Raw genomic sequence first — 16981 nt, 5'->3', positions numbered from 1 at the left:
CAGGAAGAAAAAACAGACAGTTAGCTAACAGCGCAGGCGACTACTGCCGTTCCTATATGATGCCACTGGTATCGACATATCAACGACATTGATGCCATGAACAGGAGAGTTATTATGCTACCAATAAATAATCCCGGAGGTATTCCGACATTGGTGCCAGAAACACCGCCAGCTACGGACAAGGACTATCCTGCTCTCTGGCAGGCCTGGGCAAAAGAAGCACCCGCAGGAGGCCATGAATTGAGAGAGATGGCAGTCGAAAGATTACTGGCCTGTCTGGCAAAACAGGAAAGTACGTTAGATCTCAGCGAGCTTAACTTAAGTTCGCTGCCAGACTTACCGCCATTGATTAAGACACTGCACGTGAATGATAATCATCTTTCGTCGTTGCCGGATCTGCCTGAATCGTTACAGATACTCATCTGTTCATTTAATCCACTGGAGCAACTGCCTCCCTTGCCCTACTCGTTGAAAGAGCTTACCTGTTCAGCCTGCCATCTGAAAAACTTGCCTTCATTGCCAGACGCTCTGGAAGAACTCTGTTGCTCAGGGAATTCTCTGGAAGAACTTCCCGTACTCCCTGTATCGATGAGGTATCTTACCTGCACAAACAATGGCCTTAGATCGCTTCCTGCTCTACCAGAATCGCTACGCATGTTGATTTGCTCAGACAATCCACTATCAGCATTACCCGGTTTACCGGGATCACTGTGTTCACTTTACTGCTCAGGGTGCAAATTAGAAACACTGCCAGACTTACCAGAGTCGCTAAACTCTCTCATCTGCCCACGTAATCAGCTCCGGGAAATGCCAACATTACCTCTTGACCTGGACGAACTTAACTACCTGGAAAATCCCCTACTGCAATTTCCTGTTTTGCCACCGTCACTCATTACACTTAATAATAGCCCCTATGAAGGCGGCGCGACCAACACTGCGCGTCCGCTGACGGATAGCGTCGCCGACTGGTTTCCTCTCGTCCAACAACGAGATATTCGTGAGCGCTTTCGGGAGATCACGCATGAAGCAAACGCCGGAATTTTTAGCGAGTTTTTAGACCGGCTGCGCAACCGTTACGCCGATCCGCAGTATGAGACTTTCAGGTATCAGGTTATGGGCTGCCTGCTCCGCTTAGCCGCGTCCCCTGGGTTACGGGAAAAATTATTTATGTGCGCGCTGGGCGCAACGGCTCGCTGTGACGACCGCGTCTCTCTGAGTTGGAACAACATGCGCATCGCGGAAATGGCCTACACCGTTGAACAACACGGCGCTGAACATAATCTGCCTAAAATGGTCGACCTCGCCCGCGAGGTATTCCGTATGGAAAGGCTTACTCAGATCGCCAGTCAGAAGCTCGCCCAAATTCAACGCGCGCACGAACACTTTAATGAAGATTTAGAGGTCCTGCTGGGTTACCAAACCGCTCTACAACATACGCTTCGTTTGACGCAAGTCGTACCGGATATGTATTTCTTCACCTGTTCGTATCTGACAACAGAAGATGTGGAAGCGGCAAGGATTCAGGTTCAGACAGCAGAAAATCAACATTTTCTGGAATGGCTGAGCCTGTGGGAGCCATGGCAGGCAATGCTCAAACGGCTTAATCCTGCCGCCTGGGACGCTGCGGAAAGCGAAAAAAACGCCTTTACGGTTAGCGAAGAATTTCAGCGCCGAATTAATGCGAAGCTGGAAACGCCCGGCTCGTCTGAATCCGTTCCCAATAAGACGATGCAGGAGGCTGGCGTCGAAGTGATGAAAGAGAAACTACGAGAATTATTTATGCCCTGTACGCTCAGCACGCTGGAAGCCAAATCGCAGTTATCGCTGCTGGAACCGGTCTGGGACTTATCAGGGAACCAGGCAGGCGTATAATACCGCCGGGTAAAACATGTCCGATAGCAATAACGCTATCGGACATGTCGGTTATTCCGCCTGTAGTTTCGACGGCGGCGCTGAATGATAATGCGCGTCCGCTTTTGCAAAGCGCTCCTGCATCGCCGCTGTCGGCGCTTTGCCAAGCAGGCTAAAGACTACAATGCCTATACTGCCGAAAATGAAGCCGGGGATGATCTCATACAGTTCCAGCCAGCCATACTGTTTCCAGACAATAACCGTGACCGCGCCGATGATCATTCCCGCCAGCGCGCCGTTACGTGTCATACGCGACCACATCACAGAAAACAGGACAACAGGTCCAAATGCCGCGCCGAATCCAGCCCAGGCGTAGCTCACCAACCCCAGCACACGGTTATTGGGGTTCGCCGCCAGCGCAATGGCGATCAGCGCCACCACCAGCACCATCACTCGCCCTACCCATACCAGCTCTTGCTGGCTGGCGCTTTTACGCAGAAAAGCCTTATATAAATCTTCCGTAATCGCGCTGGAGCATACCAGCAACTGACAACTCAACGTCGACATCACCGCCGCCAGGATAGCAGACAGGAGAATACCGGCAATCCACGGGTTAAACAGGATCTGCGCCAGTTCAATAAATACGCGTTCTGAGTTTTGGTTCACCGCCCCGGCCAGCGCAGGGTTATTGTTAAAGTACGCAATACCAAAGAAGCCCACCGCAACCGCGCCCGCCAGACACAGAATCATCCAGGTCATACTGATACGACGCGCATGCACAATGCTGTGATGGGAATCCGCCGCCATAAAGCGCGCCAGGATATGCGGCTGACCGAAGTAACCCAGTCCCCAGCCCATCAGGGAAATAATGGCGACAAAATTCAGCCCCTTGAGCATGTCAACGTTTTCGATGCTCTTTTGCTTGATCACCTCCAGCGATTCGCTAAAACCGCCTACGCCGACAATAACCATCACTGGCGTCAGGATTAACGCAAAAATCATCAGGCTGGCCTGAACGGTATCCGTCCAGCTAACGGCAAGGAACCCGCCGATAAACGTATAAATGATAGTTGCCGCGGCCCCCGCCCACAGAGCGGTTTCATAGCTCATACCGAAGGTGCTTTCGAACAGTCGAGCCCCAGCGACAATACCTGACGCGCAATAGATAGTGAAAAACAGCAGAATGACCAGCGCGGAAATAATACGCAGAACTCGACTCTTATCCTCAAACCGACCGGTAAAATAGTCCGGCAGCGTGAGCGCGTTATTGTTAAATTCGGTATGCACGCGCAGGCGCCCGGCCACCAGCTTCCAGTTAATCCATGCGCCTAACGTCAGGCCAATGGCGATCCAGCTTTCAGAGATCCCCGACAGAAAGATAGCGCCAGGCAGCCCCATTAACAGCCAGCCGCTCATATCCGACGCGCCGGCTGATAAAGCCGTAACAAACGGCCCCAGACTGCGACCGCCAAGAATATAGTCATCAAAGTTTTTGGTTGAGCGCCAGGCGATAAACCCAATCAATATCATGCCAAAAATATAGACACAGAATGTCACCAACATCGGTGTGCTAATAGCCATCAAGGTTCTCCAAATTTATTTATTGGCACTACCGTAGCGTGCCGTTTTGTACCCTGCCGGAACGTGGCAAGGGTGTTATGTTTACCAGGGCGACCGTATCCTGCCGGAAGCGGTGGTTATTCACAATCGATTTAACACACCATTTACATCAAATTTGATTGCAGAGGGATACTATTTTTCTCCAGGTTGCACTCTCTCACATTTTTTGCGGTTGCACCTTTTAAAAGTGTTAACTACCGCAGAGAAAATAAATCCAGATGGTTTTCCCCGTCAGACTCCCCCTTTCTTTTTTTAACAATTTATTCATTTTTAAGCTTGCAACGCAGGTCACATTCAACGAGGTTGCACAAAGTTGCAACATAGTGGATATTTTCCGCTAACTATTGGTTAGCAGATAGAGCGAATAACAGGAGTAGAGGGTATGGGAACCACCACGATGGGGGTTAAGCTGGACGACGCCACGCGCGAACGGATCAAAATGGCCGCCTCGCGTATCGATCGCACGCCGCACTGGTTAATAAAACAGGCAATCTTTAGCTATCTGGACAAGCTGGAAAATAGCGATACGCTACCAGAGCTACCTGCACTGTTTGCCGGCGCGGCAAATGAAAGCGAGGAGCCGGTCGCGCCGCAGGATGAGCCGCATCAGCCCTTTCTGGAGTTTGCCGAACAGATCCTTCCTCAATCCGTCTCGCGCGCCGCTATCACTGCCGCCTGGCGCCGCCCGGAAACCGATGCGGTATCAATGCTAATGGAACAGGCGCGCCTGTCGCCGCCTGTCGCTGAACAGGCGCATAAACTGGCGTATCAACTGGCGGAGAAATTGCGCAATCAAAAATCCGCCAGTGGTCGCGCGGGTATGGTGCAAGGCCTGTTGCAGGAGTTTTCCCTCTCTTCGCAAGAAGGCGTAGCGCTGATGTGTCTGGCGGAAGCGCTGCTGCGTATTCCCGACAAAGCTACGCGCGATGCGTTAATTCGCGACAAAATCAGTAATGGCAACTGGCAGTCGCATATTGGCCGTAGCCCGTCGCTGTTTGTAAACGCCGCCACCTGGGGGCTGCTCTTTACTGGCCGACTGGTCTCAACGCATAACGAAGCCAATCTTTCGCGCTCGCTGAACCGCATTATCGGCAAGAGCGGCGAACCGTTAATCCGCAAAGGCGTCGACATGGCGATGCGTTTAATGGGCGAGCAGTTCGTTACCGGCGAAACCATTGCTCAGGCGCTGGCGAATGCCCGAAAACTGGAAGAGAAAGGGTTCCGCTATTCTTACGATATGCTGGGCGAAGCCGCGTTAACCGCCGCCGATGCGCAGGCCTATATGGTCTCTTACCAGCAGGCGATTCATGCCATCGGCAAAGCGTCTAACGGTCGCGGTATTTACGAAGGGCCAGGCATCTCGATTAAACTGTCCGCCCTGCATCCGCGCTATAGCCGCGCGCAATACGATCGGGTAATGGAGGAGCTTTATCCGCGCCTGAAATCCCTGACGCTGCTGGCGCGCCAGTATGATATCGGTCTCAATATCGACGCCGAAGAGGCGGATCGCCTGGAGATCTCGCTCGATCTACTGGAAAAACTCTGCTTCGAACCCGAACTGGCGGGCTGGAACGGCATTGGCTTTGTGATTCAGGCTTACCAGAAACGCTGCCCGCTGGTCATTGATTATTTAGTCAGTCTGGCCTCCCGTAGCCGCCGTCGGCTGATGATTCGTCTGGTGAAAGGCGCCTACTGGGATAGCGAAATCAAACGCGCGCAAATGGAAGGGCTGGAAGGCTATCCGGTTTACACCCGCAAAGTGTATACCGATGTCTCTTATCTGGCCTGCGCGAAAAAACTGCTCGCCGTACCTAATTTGATCTACCCGCAGTTTGCGACCCACAACGCCCATACATTAGCGGCGATTTATCATCTGGCCGGGCAAAATTACTATCCGGGTCAGTACGAATTCCAGTGCCTGCACGGTATGGGAGAACCGCTGTATGAACAGGTCACCGGTAAAGTGGCGGACGGAAAACTTAACCGCCCCTGCCGTATTTACGCGCCGGTGGGAACACACGAAACCCTGCTGGCCTATCTGGTACGACGCCTGCTGGAAAACGGCGCCAACACCTCTTTTGTCAACCGCATCGCCGATGCCACCCTACCGCTCGATGAACTGGTGGCGGACCCGGTCGAGGCCGTGGAAAAACTGGCGCAGCAGGAAGGTCAGGCTGGCATACCACATCCGAAAATTCCGCTGCCGCGCGATCTGTACGGCGAAGGTCGGATAAACTCCGCCGGACTTGATTTAGCGAATGAACATCGCCTCGCCTCGCTTTCTTCTGCCCTGTTAAGCAACGCCATGCAGAAATGGCAGGCAAAACCTGTGCTGGAACAACCGGTGGCCGACGGTAAGATGACGCCGGTTATCAACCCGGCGGAACCGAAAGATATTGTCGGCTGGGGACGCGAAGCGACAGAAAGCGAGGTTGAACAGGCATTGCAAAACGCGGTCAATCAGGCGCCGGTTTGGTTTGCGACGCCGCCGCAAGAACGCGCCGCCATTTTGCAGCGGGCGGCGGTATTGATGGAAGACCAAATGCAGCAGTTGATTGGCCTGTTGGTGCGTGAAGCGGGGAAAACGTTCAGCAACGCCATTGCCGAAGTGCGCGAAGCGGTAGACTTCCTCCATTATTATGCCGGTCAAGTGCGTGACGATTTCGATAACGAAACGCATCGCCCGTTAGGACCGGTGGTCTGCATCAGTCCGTGGAACTTCCCGCTGGCCATTTTCACCGGCCAAATCGCCGCCGCGCTGGCGGCAGGCAACAGCGTTCTGGCAAAACCGGCAGAGCAGACATCGCTGATTGCCGCCCAGGGCATTGCTATTCTGCTGGAAGCGGGTGTACCGCCGGGCGTCGTGCAACTGTTGCCGGGACGGGGAGAAACCGTCGGCGCCCAGCTCACCGCCGATGCGCGTGTACGCGGGGTGATGTTTACCGGTTCCACGGAAGTCGCGACGTTGTTGCAGCGCAACATCGCCACGCGTCTTGACGCCCAGGGCCGCCCTATTCCATTGATTGCGGAAACCGGCGGCATGAACGCTATGATTGTCGACTCTTCCGCGCTCACCGAGCAGGTGGTCGTGGACGTGCTGGCTTCCGCTTTCGACAGCGCCGGACAACGCTGTTCCGCGCTCCGCGTGCTGTGTTTGCAGGACGATATCGCCGAACATACGCTGAAAATGTTACGCGGCGCGATGGCGGAGTGTCGGATGGGGAATCCAGGCCGTCTGACGACCGATATCGGGCCGGTGATTGATAGCGAGGCCAAAGCCAACATTGAGCGCCATATCCAGACGATGTGCGCCAAAGGTCGCCCGGTTTTCCAGGCCGCGCGTGAAAACAGCGAAGATGCGCAGGAATGGCAGACCGGTACGTTTGTTATGCCAACGCTTATTGAACTGGAAAACTTCGCAGAACTGGAGAAAGAGGTCTTCGGACCCGTGTTGCACGTCGTGCGCTATAACCGTAACCATCTGGCGACACTTATCGATCAGATTAACGCTTCCGGCTACGGGTTAACGCTGGGCGTGCATACCCGTATCGATGAAACCATTGCGCAAGTCACCGGTTCCGCCCATGTCGGCAACCTGTACGTTAACCGTAATATGGTGGGCGCGGTCGTCGGCGTCCAGCCGTTTGGCGGCGAGGGACTGTCCGGTACCGGGCCAAAAGCGGGAGGGCCACTCTATCTCTACCGCCTGCTGGCACACCGCCCGTCCAATGCGCTCAATACGACTCTTACTCGTCAGGATGCGCGTTACCCGGTAGATGCGCAGCTTAAAACGACGCTACTCGCGCCGTTGACCGCCCTGACGCAATGGGCGGCGGATCGCCCGGCGCTACAGATGCTCTGCCAACAATTCGCCGATCTGGCGCAGGCCGGCACGCAGCGCCTGCTACCGGGGCCGACCGGGGAGCGCAATACCTGGACGCTGTTGCCACGTGAACGGGTGTTATGCCTGGCTGATGATGAACAGGACGCGCTGGCGCAGCTTGCCGCCGTTCTCGCCGTCGGCAGTCAGGCGCTATGGCCGGACGATGCCTTCCACCGTGATCTGGCGAAATGCCTCCCCGCCGCCGCTGCGGCGCGTGTCCAGTTTGCGAAAGCGGAAACGCTGATGGCGCAGCCGTTTGACGCGGTGATTTTCCACGGCGACTCCGACAAGCTGCGGACCGTGTGCGAAGCCGTCGCCGCCCGCGAAGGCGCAATAGTGTCGGTACAGGGGTTCGCCCGCGGCGAAAGCAATATGCTGCTGGAACGGCTCTATATTGAACGTTCGCTAAGCGTAAACACTGCCGCCGCTGGCGGTAATGCCAGCCTGATGACAATTGGCTAATACTGTGGTTAATTAGGGCTCCGTCAATGGAGCCTTTTTACTCGCATCAGAGGACCATATGAAACGAATTTTCCTTACCTGCGCTGCGTTGTTGTTCAGCAGTCAGGCGTTGGCTGATGAGTGTGCCAGCGCCAGTACGCAACTGGAAATGAATCGCTGCGCCGCAGCGCAATACCAGGCGGCAGATAAAAAGCTGAACGAAACCTATCAAAGCGCGATTAAACGTGCGCAACCGCCGCAGCGCGAGCTGTTACAAAAAGCGCAGGTTGCATGGATTGCCCTTCGGGACGCCGATTGCGCGCTTATTCGCTCAGGTACAGAGGGCGGCAGCGTTCAACCGATGATCTCCAGCCAGTGCCTGACCGATAAAACGAACGAACGCGAAGCATTTTTAGCCTCGCTGTTGCAATGTGAAGAGGGTGATTTGAGCTGCCCACTGCCGCCAGCCGGTTAACGCACGCGAATCCCTTCAATAATAATGCGCTGAACGCTTTCGACCGTTTGGTTGAAAAAGGCTTCATCGCGAAGCGTCGCGCCGGTTACCGCTTCAACCTGAGGGACAAAATCGGCGTAATGTTGCGTGGTGGCCCAAATCATGAAGATCAAATGGTACGGGGAGACGGGCGCCAGTTTCCCGCTGTGTACCCATCCGGCAATCAGCGCTGATTTTTCATCTATCAGAGCTTTTAGATCGCCGGTCAGTTCATCCATTAATAGCGGCGCGCCCGCCAGCATCTCCATACAGAATAGCCGTGACGCCTGCGGATAATCACGCGAAACTTCCAGCTTGAGACGGATATACTCTTTGATGGCCTCCAGAGGAGAAAATTCTGCGCGAAACGCCTTGAGCGGTGCCAGCCAGACATCAAGGATCTGCCGCATTACCGCGACATACAACGCCTCTTTCGAGGGATAATAATAGAGCAGGTTGGTTTTGGAGACTCCCGCCCGTTCAGCCACCTGCTCAAGGCGCGCGCCATGAATGCCATACTGGGAAAAAACAGCGAGCGCGGCCATCAAGATAGCCTGCCGTTTTGCACTGGCGGCCTGCGAACGTTTCCCGATTTTTTTCTCTACGCGTTGCGACATGCGCCCTCTCCTTTTTGTCAGGACGCAAGCATACCAAATCCGGCTTATAAACAAAAAACCGCCGGAGATCCGGCGGCGGTGGCGCATAACGCTTTTTAACGAGAAACACTAAACGTCAAGCTATTTTTACGCAGGCTAGCTATTACGGTTACTGCTTTTGCCCCCTTTTTTGCCTGCTTCAGATGCACGCTGCGGGTCATTCTTAAAATTGCCCCCGCTGTGCTGGCCACCTTTACGACCTGCTTCTGATGCTCTTTCGCGGTCTTCCGCAAAATTACCGGAACCGCCACGATGGTTTGCCATTACTGACCTCCGTCATAGATTAGACATCATATTGCATAGGTAGTGAGGAGTATCTCCTCGCGCAGCGTATAAACGATGCCATCAGTAACGCCACGTAAGATTAAGCGTAGTGAAAATCGCCGTGGTATGCCGCTTACCGAAATATTCTGCAACATCAGAAGCCGAATATGTAGAATAATAACCATAAGAAATAAATAAGTTGCTCTTATGATTGAAAAAATCGAAGCGCTTAAAAATGTATCATTTTGCAACAAAGGCCGAAAAATCAATTATTGTTATAAATCAAAGAAGTGGCGCTGAAATTTGCACTCTTCACAGGAGGGCATATCTTTAAATAGACGTAGCGAATCGCTACACACATGATTAATCTGAGGAGTAGTACAAATGGCAAAGATTCTGGTGCTCTATTATTCCATGTACGGACACATTGAAACCATGGCGCACGCGGTGGCGGAAGGGGCAAAGAAAGTCGACGGCGCAGAGGTCATTATAAAGCGTGTGCCAGAAACGATGCCGCCTGAAATCTTCGCAAAAGCTGGCGGTAAAACGCAAAACGCCCCCGTCGCAACCCCACAGGAGCTGGCGGATTACGATGCGATTATCTTTGGTACACCAACCCGGTTTGGCAATATGTCAGGCCAGATGCGTACCTTCCTGGATCAAACCGGCGGACTGTGGGCATCCGGAGCGCTATACGGCAAGCTCGGCAGCGTGTTTAGTTCTACCGGAACGGGCGGCGGCCAGGAGCAGACCATCACCTCGACCTGGACTACACTTGCCCATCATGGGATGGTGATTATCCCGATCGGTTATGCCGCACAGGAGCTGTTTGACGTCTCCCAGGTACGCGGCGGCACGCCTTACGGCGCAACGACTATCGCTGGCGGCGACGGTTCACGCCAGCCAAGCCAGGAGGAACTTTCTATCGCGCGCTATCAGGGGGAATACGTCGCCGGTCTGGCAGTAAAACTCAACGGCTAATCTTCAACAGGAGGATTCGAATGCCAACTCAAGAAGCAAAAACGCACCGCGTCGGCGAATGGGCAAGCCTGCGTAATACGTCGCCGGAAATTGCCGAAGCCATTTTTGAAGTCGCTCACTATGACGAGAAACTGGCAGAAAAAATATGGGAAGAAGGTAGCGATGAGGTGTTGATCAAAGCCTTTGAGAAAACGGACAAAGACTCGCTCTTCTGGGGCGAACAGACCATCGAACGTAAGAACGTATAAGACAAACGCCCCCGCCTGCGCGGGGGCATACTGTTATTTTGCGGCTGTATTCATGACGTTATCGAACTTATCAAGCGGACAGAAGCCGTTCGCATCCACCGGACATCCTTTCAATTCCAGCGTTACCCTTTGCGCAGGCGATTTGAGCGTTAACGCTTCCGCGTTACGTAACTGCCGGGCGCTCTGGTAGACATACTCGATTTTCATCAAATCCCGGTTAGCGTTGCCGTCATGCCAGCGTTGGAAGACAAGCTGACCGCCAATCGGCGTTCTCTCATACTGGTCATGGAGCTGATAGGGTTTAAAATCCAGCGCCGTCAGCAGCGAAGCGATATTGGAATCATGCCCCACCAGCACGGTAATCTTCGGCGCGCTAACGCGATCGGCAACCAGCACCTTATCGATATATTTCACCAGCGGCGCAGCAACATTGCGCGCCACCGTTGGTGAGGTAAACAGGCTGTCCTGGTAGCCGTTTTTCAGTTTTGACAGCACTTTCCACTGCCGATCGGTGTTAATCTTGCCCCAGGCAACCTGATCCAGCGGAAAACCTTCGTAATATTGTAGGGTAAACGCATCCACCAGCGAGTTCCCTACTTTCAGCGGCCCCTGCACGCCAGGCTCTTGCTGATAATTCGCACTGAAGGTATTTTTCGCGTCGATTAGCGAACATTGATGCTTCTCTTTGCAGGACGGCGAGTCCTGATAATGTGTTATCTGCTCAAGCAGTTTATAACTCTCATCAAGATGCATCTGACTACGCGCTTTTTCCATCGCCTGTACGGCCTGTTGCCTGAACGCAGCGGAATCATCGGTAATCACCGGATTGAAGGTAGGGTCCATAGTGCCCATTTTTTCCTGATGATGAACAGGAATATCACAGCCGGGGAAAGCGCCGGTAATGAAAAATTGCGCAGTGGCGACGGTGCGCTGCAAACTATTCGCATAGGCATATACCGTATCGGGCGCCGGACATTCTCCTGGCGGTATCAGCCCCTGCGCGACCAGCCATTCACGTGTGTAGTGCCCCATATAGACTTCCAGCACGCCGCCTTTCGTCGTCAGTTGCCCGCCGGGAACGTCCCACGCCGGCCAGGCGTTCGGCGTCGACTGCGCCAGTACGCTGCCATTATTCGCCAGCGGCGCCCGCAGATTATGGCGGCTCATCATCAGCACCTGTTGTAATTGATAACCTTCTGGCGTTGTCTGCGCCTGTACGGCGGATGACAACAAAACAGCCCCTGCCACAGCAACAGCGAGTAATGATTTTTTCATCCCTATGACCTCTTGTTGTTATCAAATCGTTCTGAGTGTGACAGAAACGGATCATTTTTCCGGGAACGATTTCGCAAAACGGGGGTTTTTCTTACAGTAAACGCGTTAGCGCCGGGAAATCCCGGCGCATATTCAGAACGTTTTCGCCCACCACAGCCGAAGCTTCATGCCCCAATAGCTGGTCCAGCCGCTGGTGGTGAAAACGACCCGACCCTGTGAAACCACCACCAGCGTTGGCGTCACGCTGATTTCCCAGCCAGCGGATAAGGCGCCGTTAGCATCATTGACGACCGGAAAGTCAACGCCCTTGCGCGCTAGCCAGCGGGCAACCTCAGCGTCATCGCCGGAGCGGAGCGCAACGGTCATGACGTTTTCCCCTTCCGCCGCCAGGCGAGCGACCGCAGGCGTAGTAAAGCGGCATACCCCGCACCAGCTAGCCCAAAAATAGAGCAGTACGGGGCGTTCCTCGCTCAGTGTCGCCAGAGTTGTCGACTCTCCCGTCAGCGTACGTAACGGTGTAGCAGCAAACGACGGAGGTGCCTGCGGCGCGCGCCAGACGTCCATGGCCACCATCACCGCGATGAGGAGCGCCAGAAAAACCGCGGCTTCACGCAGCCAACGCCGCAGTTTACCCGCCATTGGCAGCCGCCAGTTTTTCTTTCACCACCGCTTCCAGCGTATCCCAGGGCACTGCGCCCGGAATCAGTTCGTCGCCGATGATCGTCGCTGGCGTTCCTTGCACGCCGACCAGCCTTGCCAACTGCAAATTCGTGCGTATGGTTTCCATGCTTTTTTCATCCAACGTCACTGGCGTAGCCCCTGCTTTCTCCTGGGCCTGTTTAATACTGCCATCCGTATGGTAACCGCGCTTTTGCATGAGTTTTTCATGTAGTGCGAGGAACTGTTGCGGATGATCGCGCCAGGTGGTCAGCGCAATACGCGCCGCCAGTACGGAGCTCTCTCCTTTGAATGGCAGCGGTTTAATAATGACCGCAACGTCAGGATATTTCTGCACAATCTTCTCAAGCATCGGATCGAGCTGTTTACAATACGGACAGTTGTAGTCCGTAAAGTTCACCAGCGTCAGTTTAGGGTGTTTAGCGCCTATCCGCGGGCTGGCAGGATCGTTAAACAACGCCGCATGGATCAGATTTTCAATCTGCTTTTCCTGATCCGGCGTAAAAGGGGCGGTTTCTTGCGCGATGCTCAGCGTCGAAAACAGCGCCAGCAGTAAAACAATCATGTATTTCATTGGGTTATTCCTTTCGCTTTTTTCAACGTTTGTAATACCGCATCGCGGGTCAGCAAGGTGGGCAATGCCTCCCCTTCCGGCAAGCCGGGGCCATATATCTGATTAAACGGAACGGCGACCTGGCCGCGCGTTTTCAGAAAATCTGTAATGGCATCGGACGGCAGCGTCCAGTCTCCCCGCAGCGCCACAACATCCGGCTGTTGCAAGGCGGCCTGCACATCCTCTTTTTGCAGCACGTTGTATTTATTCACTTTACAGGTAATACACCAGTCCGCAGTGACATCGACAAATACCCGCTTATGCTGCGCCAGCGCCGACTGGATTGCCTGTTCACTCAACGGTTGCCACTGAACATTGTCTTGCGCGCTCTTTGACGCCGTGAAGCCGAAATGCGGCAGGAGTAACGTCGCCAGCCAGATAGCCGACCCCAGCATCATCAGACCGAGAACCCTGCGCAGGACGTTCATCCAACGCCCGGGGCGCGGTAAACGTAGCGCAAGCCCTGGTCGTATCGCGACCAGTAGCCACGGCGCGCTCATTCCCAGGCCTAGCGCAAGGAACAGCCCCCAAAGCGTCGGCAGCGACGCCGTGAGCGCCACCGCTACCGCCGTGCCCAAAAACGGCGCGCTACAAGGCGTCGCCAGCAGCGTGGCGAACGCACCCTGCCAGAAATGTCCCGACATACCATTACCGCCGTAAGTGGCCAGTTTCGTGGTCATAGATGAGGGAAGCCGGAACTCAAAAAGCCCGAACAGGCTGGCGCTAAACAGCAACATCACCAGCGCCATAAAACCAATAAACCATACATTCTGGAACTGGACTCCCCAGGCCAGCGCATGATTTGACAGGCGAAGGAGGGTCATAAACGCCGCCAGCGCCATAAATGACGCAATGATACCGGCGACCGAAGCCAAAAATTGTCGCCTGATGTGAGAGCGGCTTTTTTCCTCTACCAATAAGATAGAGCCAAGTTTCATGCCCAGAACCGGCAGTACGCAGGGCATTAAATTAAGAATCAGTCCGCCGACCAGCGCCATCAATACAACCTGCCAGAAAGGTAGCGCCGCATTGTCCGGCGTCTGCGCTGGCGCCGCGCCAATGGTTTGCGTGCTCTCCTGGGCGATAGCGCCATCGGCTAACACGAGGGTCAGCGATTTGTCGCGCAAATCGGGCGCCTTTTCGCCCCAACTGTCCGTCACCGGCACCGTCGCCTGTAACCTGTCGCCCTCTACGCGCAGACGAGGCTTCGCAAAATCAACGTCATCCATGGTGTCAAGATAGAGCCCGGGCGATGACCAGCCCGCCGCTCGCGTGGCAGTGATCACCAGTTCTCCCGTGCGATAGCCGACCTCAAGCGAGTCCGTTAGTCCACTGCGTAGAGGAACTTTGCCCATCGCCCGCGCATAGTCATGGGCAAAATCGGCATTCTGCACAGTGGGCGTCACGGAAAAGGGGTAATCGGTCAACAGACAAACATTGCTGCAGGTTGATAACGTCAACACGCCGCTCAAGGTCGCGGGCGGCGTACCGCGCACGATCATCGGGAAGGTCACCTCGTCGTGATAGCCCTGGGTGGTGATATTCGCCACATCAAAGCGCGAGGGGGTTGGCCAGAACCAGCTCACCTCAGGCATGTCGCCTTTCCAGGCGATAGAGGGCGCGACGCCCCCTTCCCCCGGCGCGCGCCAGTAGGTTTTCCAGCCGTTGTCCAGTTTTACATCCAGCAACAGCCGGGTCTCGCCATTAGCGGACGTATCGGCACGTAGCCGTATGCTGGCATGGTCGTTATCGGGCGAACGCAGCCAGCCGCTTTCCGCCGCCCAGGAGACGGGCAGCCAAAGCCATAACAGGCAGAACAGTATCCGCCTGAACAAAATCATCATATTTTTTCTCCGTGAATGAGTAAGTAACCGTTAGCAATAACCGGTCTGTCATTCACGGAAGACACAAAATCGAAGATGTACCCGCAATGTGGGCGGCGAAATAGCCCGTGGAGGCAAAAATGGCAGACGCATGACCCGGACAGGCGCCAGTAAGGAAAGCAGTAGACAAAGCGCAAGGATAGCGCCTTCAAAGAGTACCGGAGGTGCCGCCAGCAGCGACTTGGCGCTTAATTCACAGGGAGTGACCGGCGAGGCGTCATCCGTCGAGGGATGGGCGCTAACTACCGCTGAAGAGGCCGTCGCCTGCATCTGCAAGGCGTGCAGGCCCGCCATGCGTTGCGCGGTACAAACCATTACCACGACACATGCAAGGCAAAGAAACCACCAGCCCATCCGTTGTTGTTTCGCCATTGCGCCCTCACTGTTTAACGCGAGTTATCTTAGCCACTGGGGCGGTTTTGGCAACCTTTCCCCTGTAAAGTTATGTCGGCGCGTTACGCAACCTCTGATAGTCGGACGACGTAATTTATTCTTACTCATGATATAACTGGTGTTTTCATACGCATTTTTCAGGTTTACCCTACACTTAGTGGAGATACCTTTTTGGGGTCCCTTCTGTATGTATTGATTTAGCGAGATGATGCTATGGAACTTAAGGATTATTACGCCATTATGGGCGTGAAACCGACGGACGATCTCAAGACGATTAAGACCGCCTATCGCCGACTGGCCCGCAAGTACCATCCTGATGTCAGTAAAGAACCCGATGCCGAAGCCCGTTTCAAAGAGGTTGCTGAAGCATGGGAAGTGCTGAGTGATGAGCAACGGCGCGCCGAGTATGACCAGTTATGGCAACACCGTAACGATCCACAATTTAATCGCCAGTTCCAGCAACACGAAGGCCAACCGTATAACGCCGAAGATTTCGATGATATTTTCTCATCTATCTTTGGTCAGCATGGTCGCCATTCGCACCACCGCCACGCCGCACGCGGTCATGATATCGAAATCGAAGTGGCGGTATTCCTGGAAGAAACGCTGGACGAGCACCAGCGTACGATTAGCTATTCCGTCCCCGTTTATAACGCGTTCGGCCTGGTGGAACGGGAAATACCCAAGACATTGAATGTGAAGATCCCGGCTGGTGTCAGCAACGGGCAACGAATCAGACTGAAAGGCCAGGGCACGCCGGGGGAAAACGGCGGACCTAATGGCGATTTATGGCTCGTTATCCATATTGCCCCGCATCCGCTCTTTGATATCGTCAATCAGGATCTGGAAGTCGTCCTTCCGCTTGCCCCATGGGAGGCGGCGCTCGGCGCTAAGGTGTCCGTACCAACGCTTAAAGAGCGCATTTTGCTGACCATTCCCCCCGGCAGCCAGGCAGGCCAGCGGTTGCGTATTAAAGGCAAAGGATTAGCCAGTAAAAAACACACAGGCGATCTCTATGCCGTCATCAAAATCGTTATGCCGCCGAAACCCGATGAGAAGACAGCCGCCCTGTGGCAACAACTGGCGGACGCGCAGTCGTCCTTTAATCCACGCCAGCAATGGGGGAAAGCATAATGGCTAACATCACTGTCACCTTTACCATCACCGAATTTTGTTTGCACACCGGCGTGACGGAAGAGGAGCTGAACGAAATCGTCGGACTTGGCGTGATTGAACCTTACGAGAATGATAATGCCGACTGGCAATTCGACGATCGCGCAGCGAGCGTGGTACAACGTGCGCTACGCTTACGCGAGGAGCTGGCGCTCGACTGGCCAGGGATCGCGGTCGCGTTAACGCTGCTGGAAGAGAATTCACGGCTGCGCGAAGAAAACCGACTCCTGCTGCAACGCCTTTCTCGCTTTATCTCTCATCCTTAATCCGCAATAAAGGCAATAAACCGCGGGTGGGCTTTCAGCCCGCCTCGGATTTATATGCACCTGATAAAATACCAGAACGCATCTGACGCGCTCCACCAACTGAAGATATATAGTCTTACACAACGCCTGCGGCCTGTTCAACAAACCACCAATGTTATGAATTAATGCACCATTAAGAACCTCATCGTTTAAATAAAGACCAGCCGCAAGTTCACATGTTTTAGATTTTTTTGTTATTTTTACACGCCAGCATTCATTTATTG

15 protein-coding genes are annotated in these 16981 nt (G+C 54.2%); 7 read left to right on the top strand and 8 right to left on the bottom strand.

The window, feature by feature from the left end; genetic code table 11:
• The first annotated feature begins 114 nt into the window (after window positions 1-114).
• Window positions 115-1872, top strand: a complete 1758-nt coding sequence (locus tag AC3G3F_RS12890; protein WP_079796439.1) for an NEL-type E3 ubiquitin ligase domain-containing protein — start codon at window positions 115-117, stop codon at window positions 1870-1872.
• A 51-nt stretch (window positions 1873-1923) separates the two neighbouring features.
• Here the strand turns inward: AC3G3F_RS12890 and putP are convergent, their stop codons facing one another.
• On the bottom strand, window positions 1924-3432 hold the full coding sequence (gene putP, locus AC3G3F_RS12885) for a sodium/proline symporter PutP (RefSeq protein WP_023248704.1): 1509 nt from the start codon (window positions 3430-3432) through the stop codon (window positions 1924-1926).
• 421 nt (window positions 3433-3853) lie between these two features.
• Between putP and putA the strand changes: the two genes are divergently transcribed.
• Together putA and AC3G3F_RS12875 are read left to right on the top strand one after the other, a co-directional pair.
• Complete coding sequence (gene putA, locus AC3G3F_RS12880; protein ID WP_488395108.1) at window positions 3854-7816, top strand: trifunctional transcriptional regulator/proline dehydrogenase/L-glutamate gamma-semialdehyde dehydrogenase; 3963 nt, start codon at window positions 3854-3856, stop codon at window positions 7814-7816.
• A 58-nt stretch (window positions 7817-7874) separates the two neighbouring features.
• On the top strand, window positions 7875-8270 hold the full coding sequence (locus tag AC3G3F_RS12875; RefSeq protein WP_053510693.1) for a lysozyme inhibitor LprI family protein: 396 nt from the start codon (window positions 7875-7877) through the stop codon (window positions 8268-8270).
• On the opposite strand, the gene rutR is transcribed toward AC3G3F_RS12875, so the two are convergent.
• Together rutR and AC3G3F_RS12865 are read right to left on the bottom strand one after the other, a co-directional pair.
• Window positions 8267-8905 (bottom strand): HTH-type transcriptional regulator RutR, encoded by a 639-nt coding sequence (gene rutR, locus AC3G3F_RS12870; protein WP_079817534.1) that lies wholly within the window; start codon window positions 8903-8905, stop codon window positions 8267-8269. The genes AC3G3F_RS12875 and rutR overlap by 4 nt on opposite strands.
• A 135-nt stretch (window positions 8906-9040) precedes the next feature.
• Entirely contained in the window at window positions 9041-9208 is a 168-nt protein-coding gene (locus tag AC3G3F_RS12865; RefSeq protein WP_001273663.1) for a con-10 family general stress protein, read from the bottom strand.
• 384 nt (window positions 9209-9592) lie between these two features.
• On the opposite strand from AC3G3F_RS12865, the gene wrbA reads away from it, so the two are divergent.
• Both wrbA and AC3G3F_RS12855 read left to right on the top strand, forming a co-directional pair.
• Window positions 9593-10189, top strand: coding sequence for an NAD(P)H:quinone oxidoreductase (wrbA, locus tag AC3G3F_RS12860; RefSeq protein ID WP_023248708.1), 597 nt, complete (start codon window positions 9593-9595; stop codon window positions 10187-10189).
• A 20-nt stretch (window positions 10190-10209) separates the two neighbouring features.
• Entirely contained in the window at window positions 10210-10437 is a 228-nt protein-coding gene (locus tag AC3G3F_RS12855) for a YccJ family protein (RefSeq protein ID WP_023248709.1), read from the top strand.
• A gap of 33 nt (window positions 10438-10470) precedes the next feature.
• Here AC3G3F_RS12855 and agp read toward each other — a convergent pair whose 3' ends face one another.
• The 5 genes from agp to AC3G3F_RS12830 all read right to left on the bottom strand — a co-directional run bounded on the left by agp (window position 10471) and on the right by AC3G3F_RS12830 (window position 15258).
• Window positions 10471-11712 (bottom strand): bifunctional glucose-1-phosphatase/inositol phosphatase, encoded by a 1242-nt coding sequence (gene agp / locus AC3G3F_RS12850; RefSeq protein WP_070804034.1) that lies wholly within the window; start codon window positions 11710-11712, stop codon window positions 10471-10473.
• Window positions 11713-11844: 132 nt separating this feature from the next.
• Window positions 11845-12351, bottom strand: coding sequence for a protein disulfide oxidoreductase (locus AC3G3F_RS12845; RefSeq protein WP_023248711.1), 507 nt, complete (start codon window positions 12349-12351; stop codon window positions 11845-11847).
• A complete protein-coding gene (locus AC3G3F_RS12840; protein ID WP_023248712.1) occupies window positions 12341-12964 on the bottom strand; it encodes a DsbA family protein in 624 nt (207 codons plus the stop codon). The genes AC3G3F_RS12845 and AC3G3F_RS12840 overlap by 11 nt, the downstream gene beginning before the upstream one ends.
• The gene (locus tag AC3G3F_RS12835) at window positions 12961-14847 is read right to left on the bottom strand and encodes a protein-disulfide reductase DsbD family protein (protein ID WP_053530160.1); all 1887 of its coding nucleotides are present in this window, start codon (window positions 14845-14847) and stop codon (window positions 12961-12963) included. The genes AC3G3F_RS12840 and AC3G3F_RS12835 overlap by 4 nt, the downstream gene beginning before the upstream one ends.
• 48 nt (window positions 14848-14895) lie before the next feature.
• A complete protein-coding gene (locus AC3G3F_RS12830) occupies window positions 14896-15258 on the bottom strand; it encodes a hypothetical protein (protein ID WP_023248714.1) in 363 nt (120 codons plus the stop codon).
• A gap of 234 nt (window positions 15259-15492) precedes the next feature.
• Here AC3G3F_RS12830 and cbpA point away from each other — a divergent pair, with 234 nt between their 5' ends.
• A complete protein-coding gene (cbpA, locus tag AC3G3F_RS12825) occupies window positions 15493-16413 on the top strand; it encodes a curved DNA-binding protein (protein ID WP_023248715.1) in 921 nt (306 codons plus the stop codon).
• Window positions 16413-16718: a chaperone modulator CbpM gene (gene cbpM / locus AC3G3F_RS12820; protein WP_023227206.1), complete on the top strand. Its 306-nt coding sequence runs from the start codon at window positions 16413-16415 to the stop codon at window positions 16716-16718. The genes cbpA and cbpM overlap by 1 nt, the downstream gene beginning before the upstream one ends.
• Window positions 16719-16981 lie beyond the last annotated feature (263 nt).

This window comes from Salmonella sp. FC25216 (assembly GCF_057751355.1).
The sequence above is the reverse complement of the archived record's forward strand: the minus strand, read 5'-3'. Positions and strand labels throughout refer to the sequence as shown.

Coding starts and splice junctions, on each gene's coding strand:
- AC3G3F_RS12865 (WP_001273663.1), bottom strand. CDS start 9,208: ATGGCAAACCATCGTGGCGGTTCCGGTAATTTTGCGGAAGACCGCGAA.
- putP (WP_023248704.1), bottom strand. CDS start 3,432: ATGGCTATTAGCACACCGATGTTGGTGACATTCTGTGTCTATATTTTT.
- cbpA (WP_023248715.1), top strand. CDS start 15,493: ATGGAACTTAAGGATTATTACGCCATTATGGGCGTGAAACCGACGGAC.
- agp (WP_070804034.1), bottom strand. CDS start 11,712: ATGAAAAAATCATTACTCGCTGTTGCTGTGGCAGGGGCTGTTTTGTTG.
- AC3G3F_RS12835 (WP_053530160.1), bottom strand. CDS start 14,847: ATGATGATTTTGTTCAGGCGGATACTGTTCTGCCTGTTATGGCTTTGG.
- AC3G3F_RS12875 (WP_053510693.1), top strand. CDS start 7,875: ATGAAACGAATTTTCCTTACCTGCGCTGCGTTGTTGTTCAGCAGTCAG.
- AC3G3F_RS12840 (WP_023248712.1), bottom strand. CDS start 12,964: ATGAAATACATGATTGTTTTACTGCTGGCGCTGTTTTCGACGCTGAGC.
- AC3G3F_RS12845 (WP_023248711.1), bottom strand. CDS start 12,351: ATGGCGGGTAAACTGCGGCGTTGGCTGCGTGAAGCCGCGGTTTTTCTG.
- wrbA (WP_023248708.1), top strand. CDS start 9,593: ATGGCAAAGATTCTGGTGCTCTATTATTCCATGTACGGACACATTGAA.
- rutR (WP_079817534.1), bottom strand. CDS start 8,905: ATGTCGCAACGCGTAGAGAAAAAAATCGGGAAACGTTCGCAGGCCGCC.
- putA (WP_488395108.1), top strand. CDS start 3,854: ATGGGAACCACCACGATGGGGGTTAAGCTGGACGACGCCACGCGCGAA.
- AC3G3F_RS12830 (WP_023248714.1), bottom strand. CDS start 15,258: ATGGCGAAACAACAACGGATGGGCTGGTGGTTTCTTTGCCTTGCATGT.
- cbpM (WP_023227206.1), top strand. CDS start 16,413: ATGGCTAACATCACTGTCACCTTTACCATCACCGAATTTTGTTTGCAC.
- AC3G3F_RS12855 (WP_023248709.1), top strand. CDS start 10,210: ATGCCAACTCAAGAAGCAAAAACGCACCGCGTCGGCGAATGGGCAAGC.
- AC3G3F_RS12890 (WP_079796439.1), top strand. CDS start 115: ATGCTACCAATAAATAATCCCGGAGGTATTCCGACATTGGTGCCAGAA.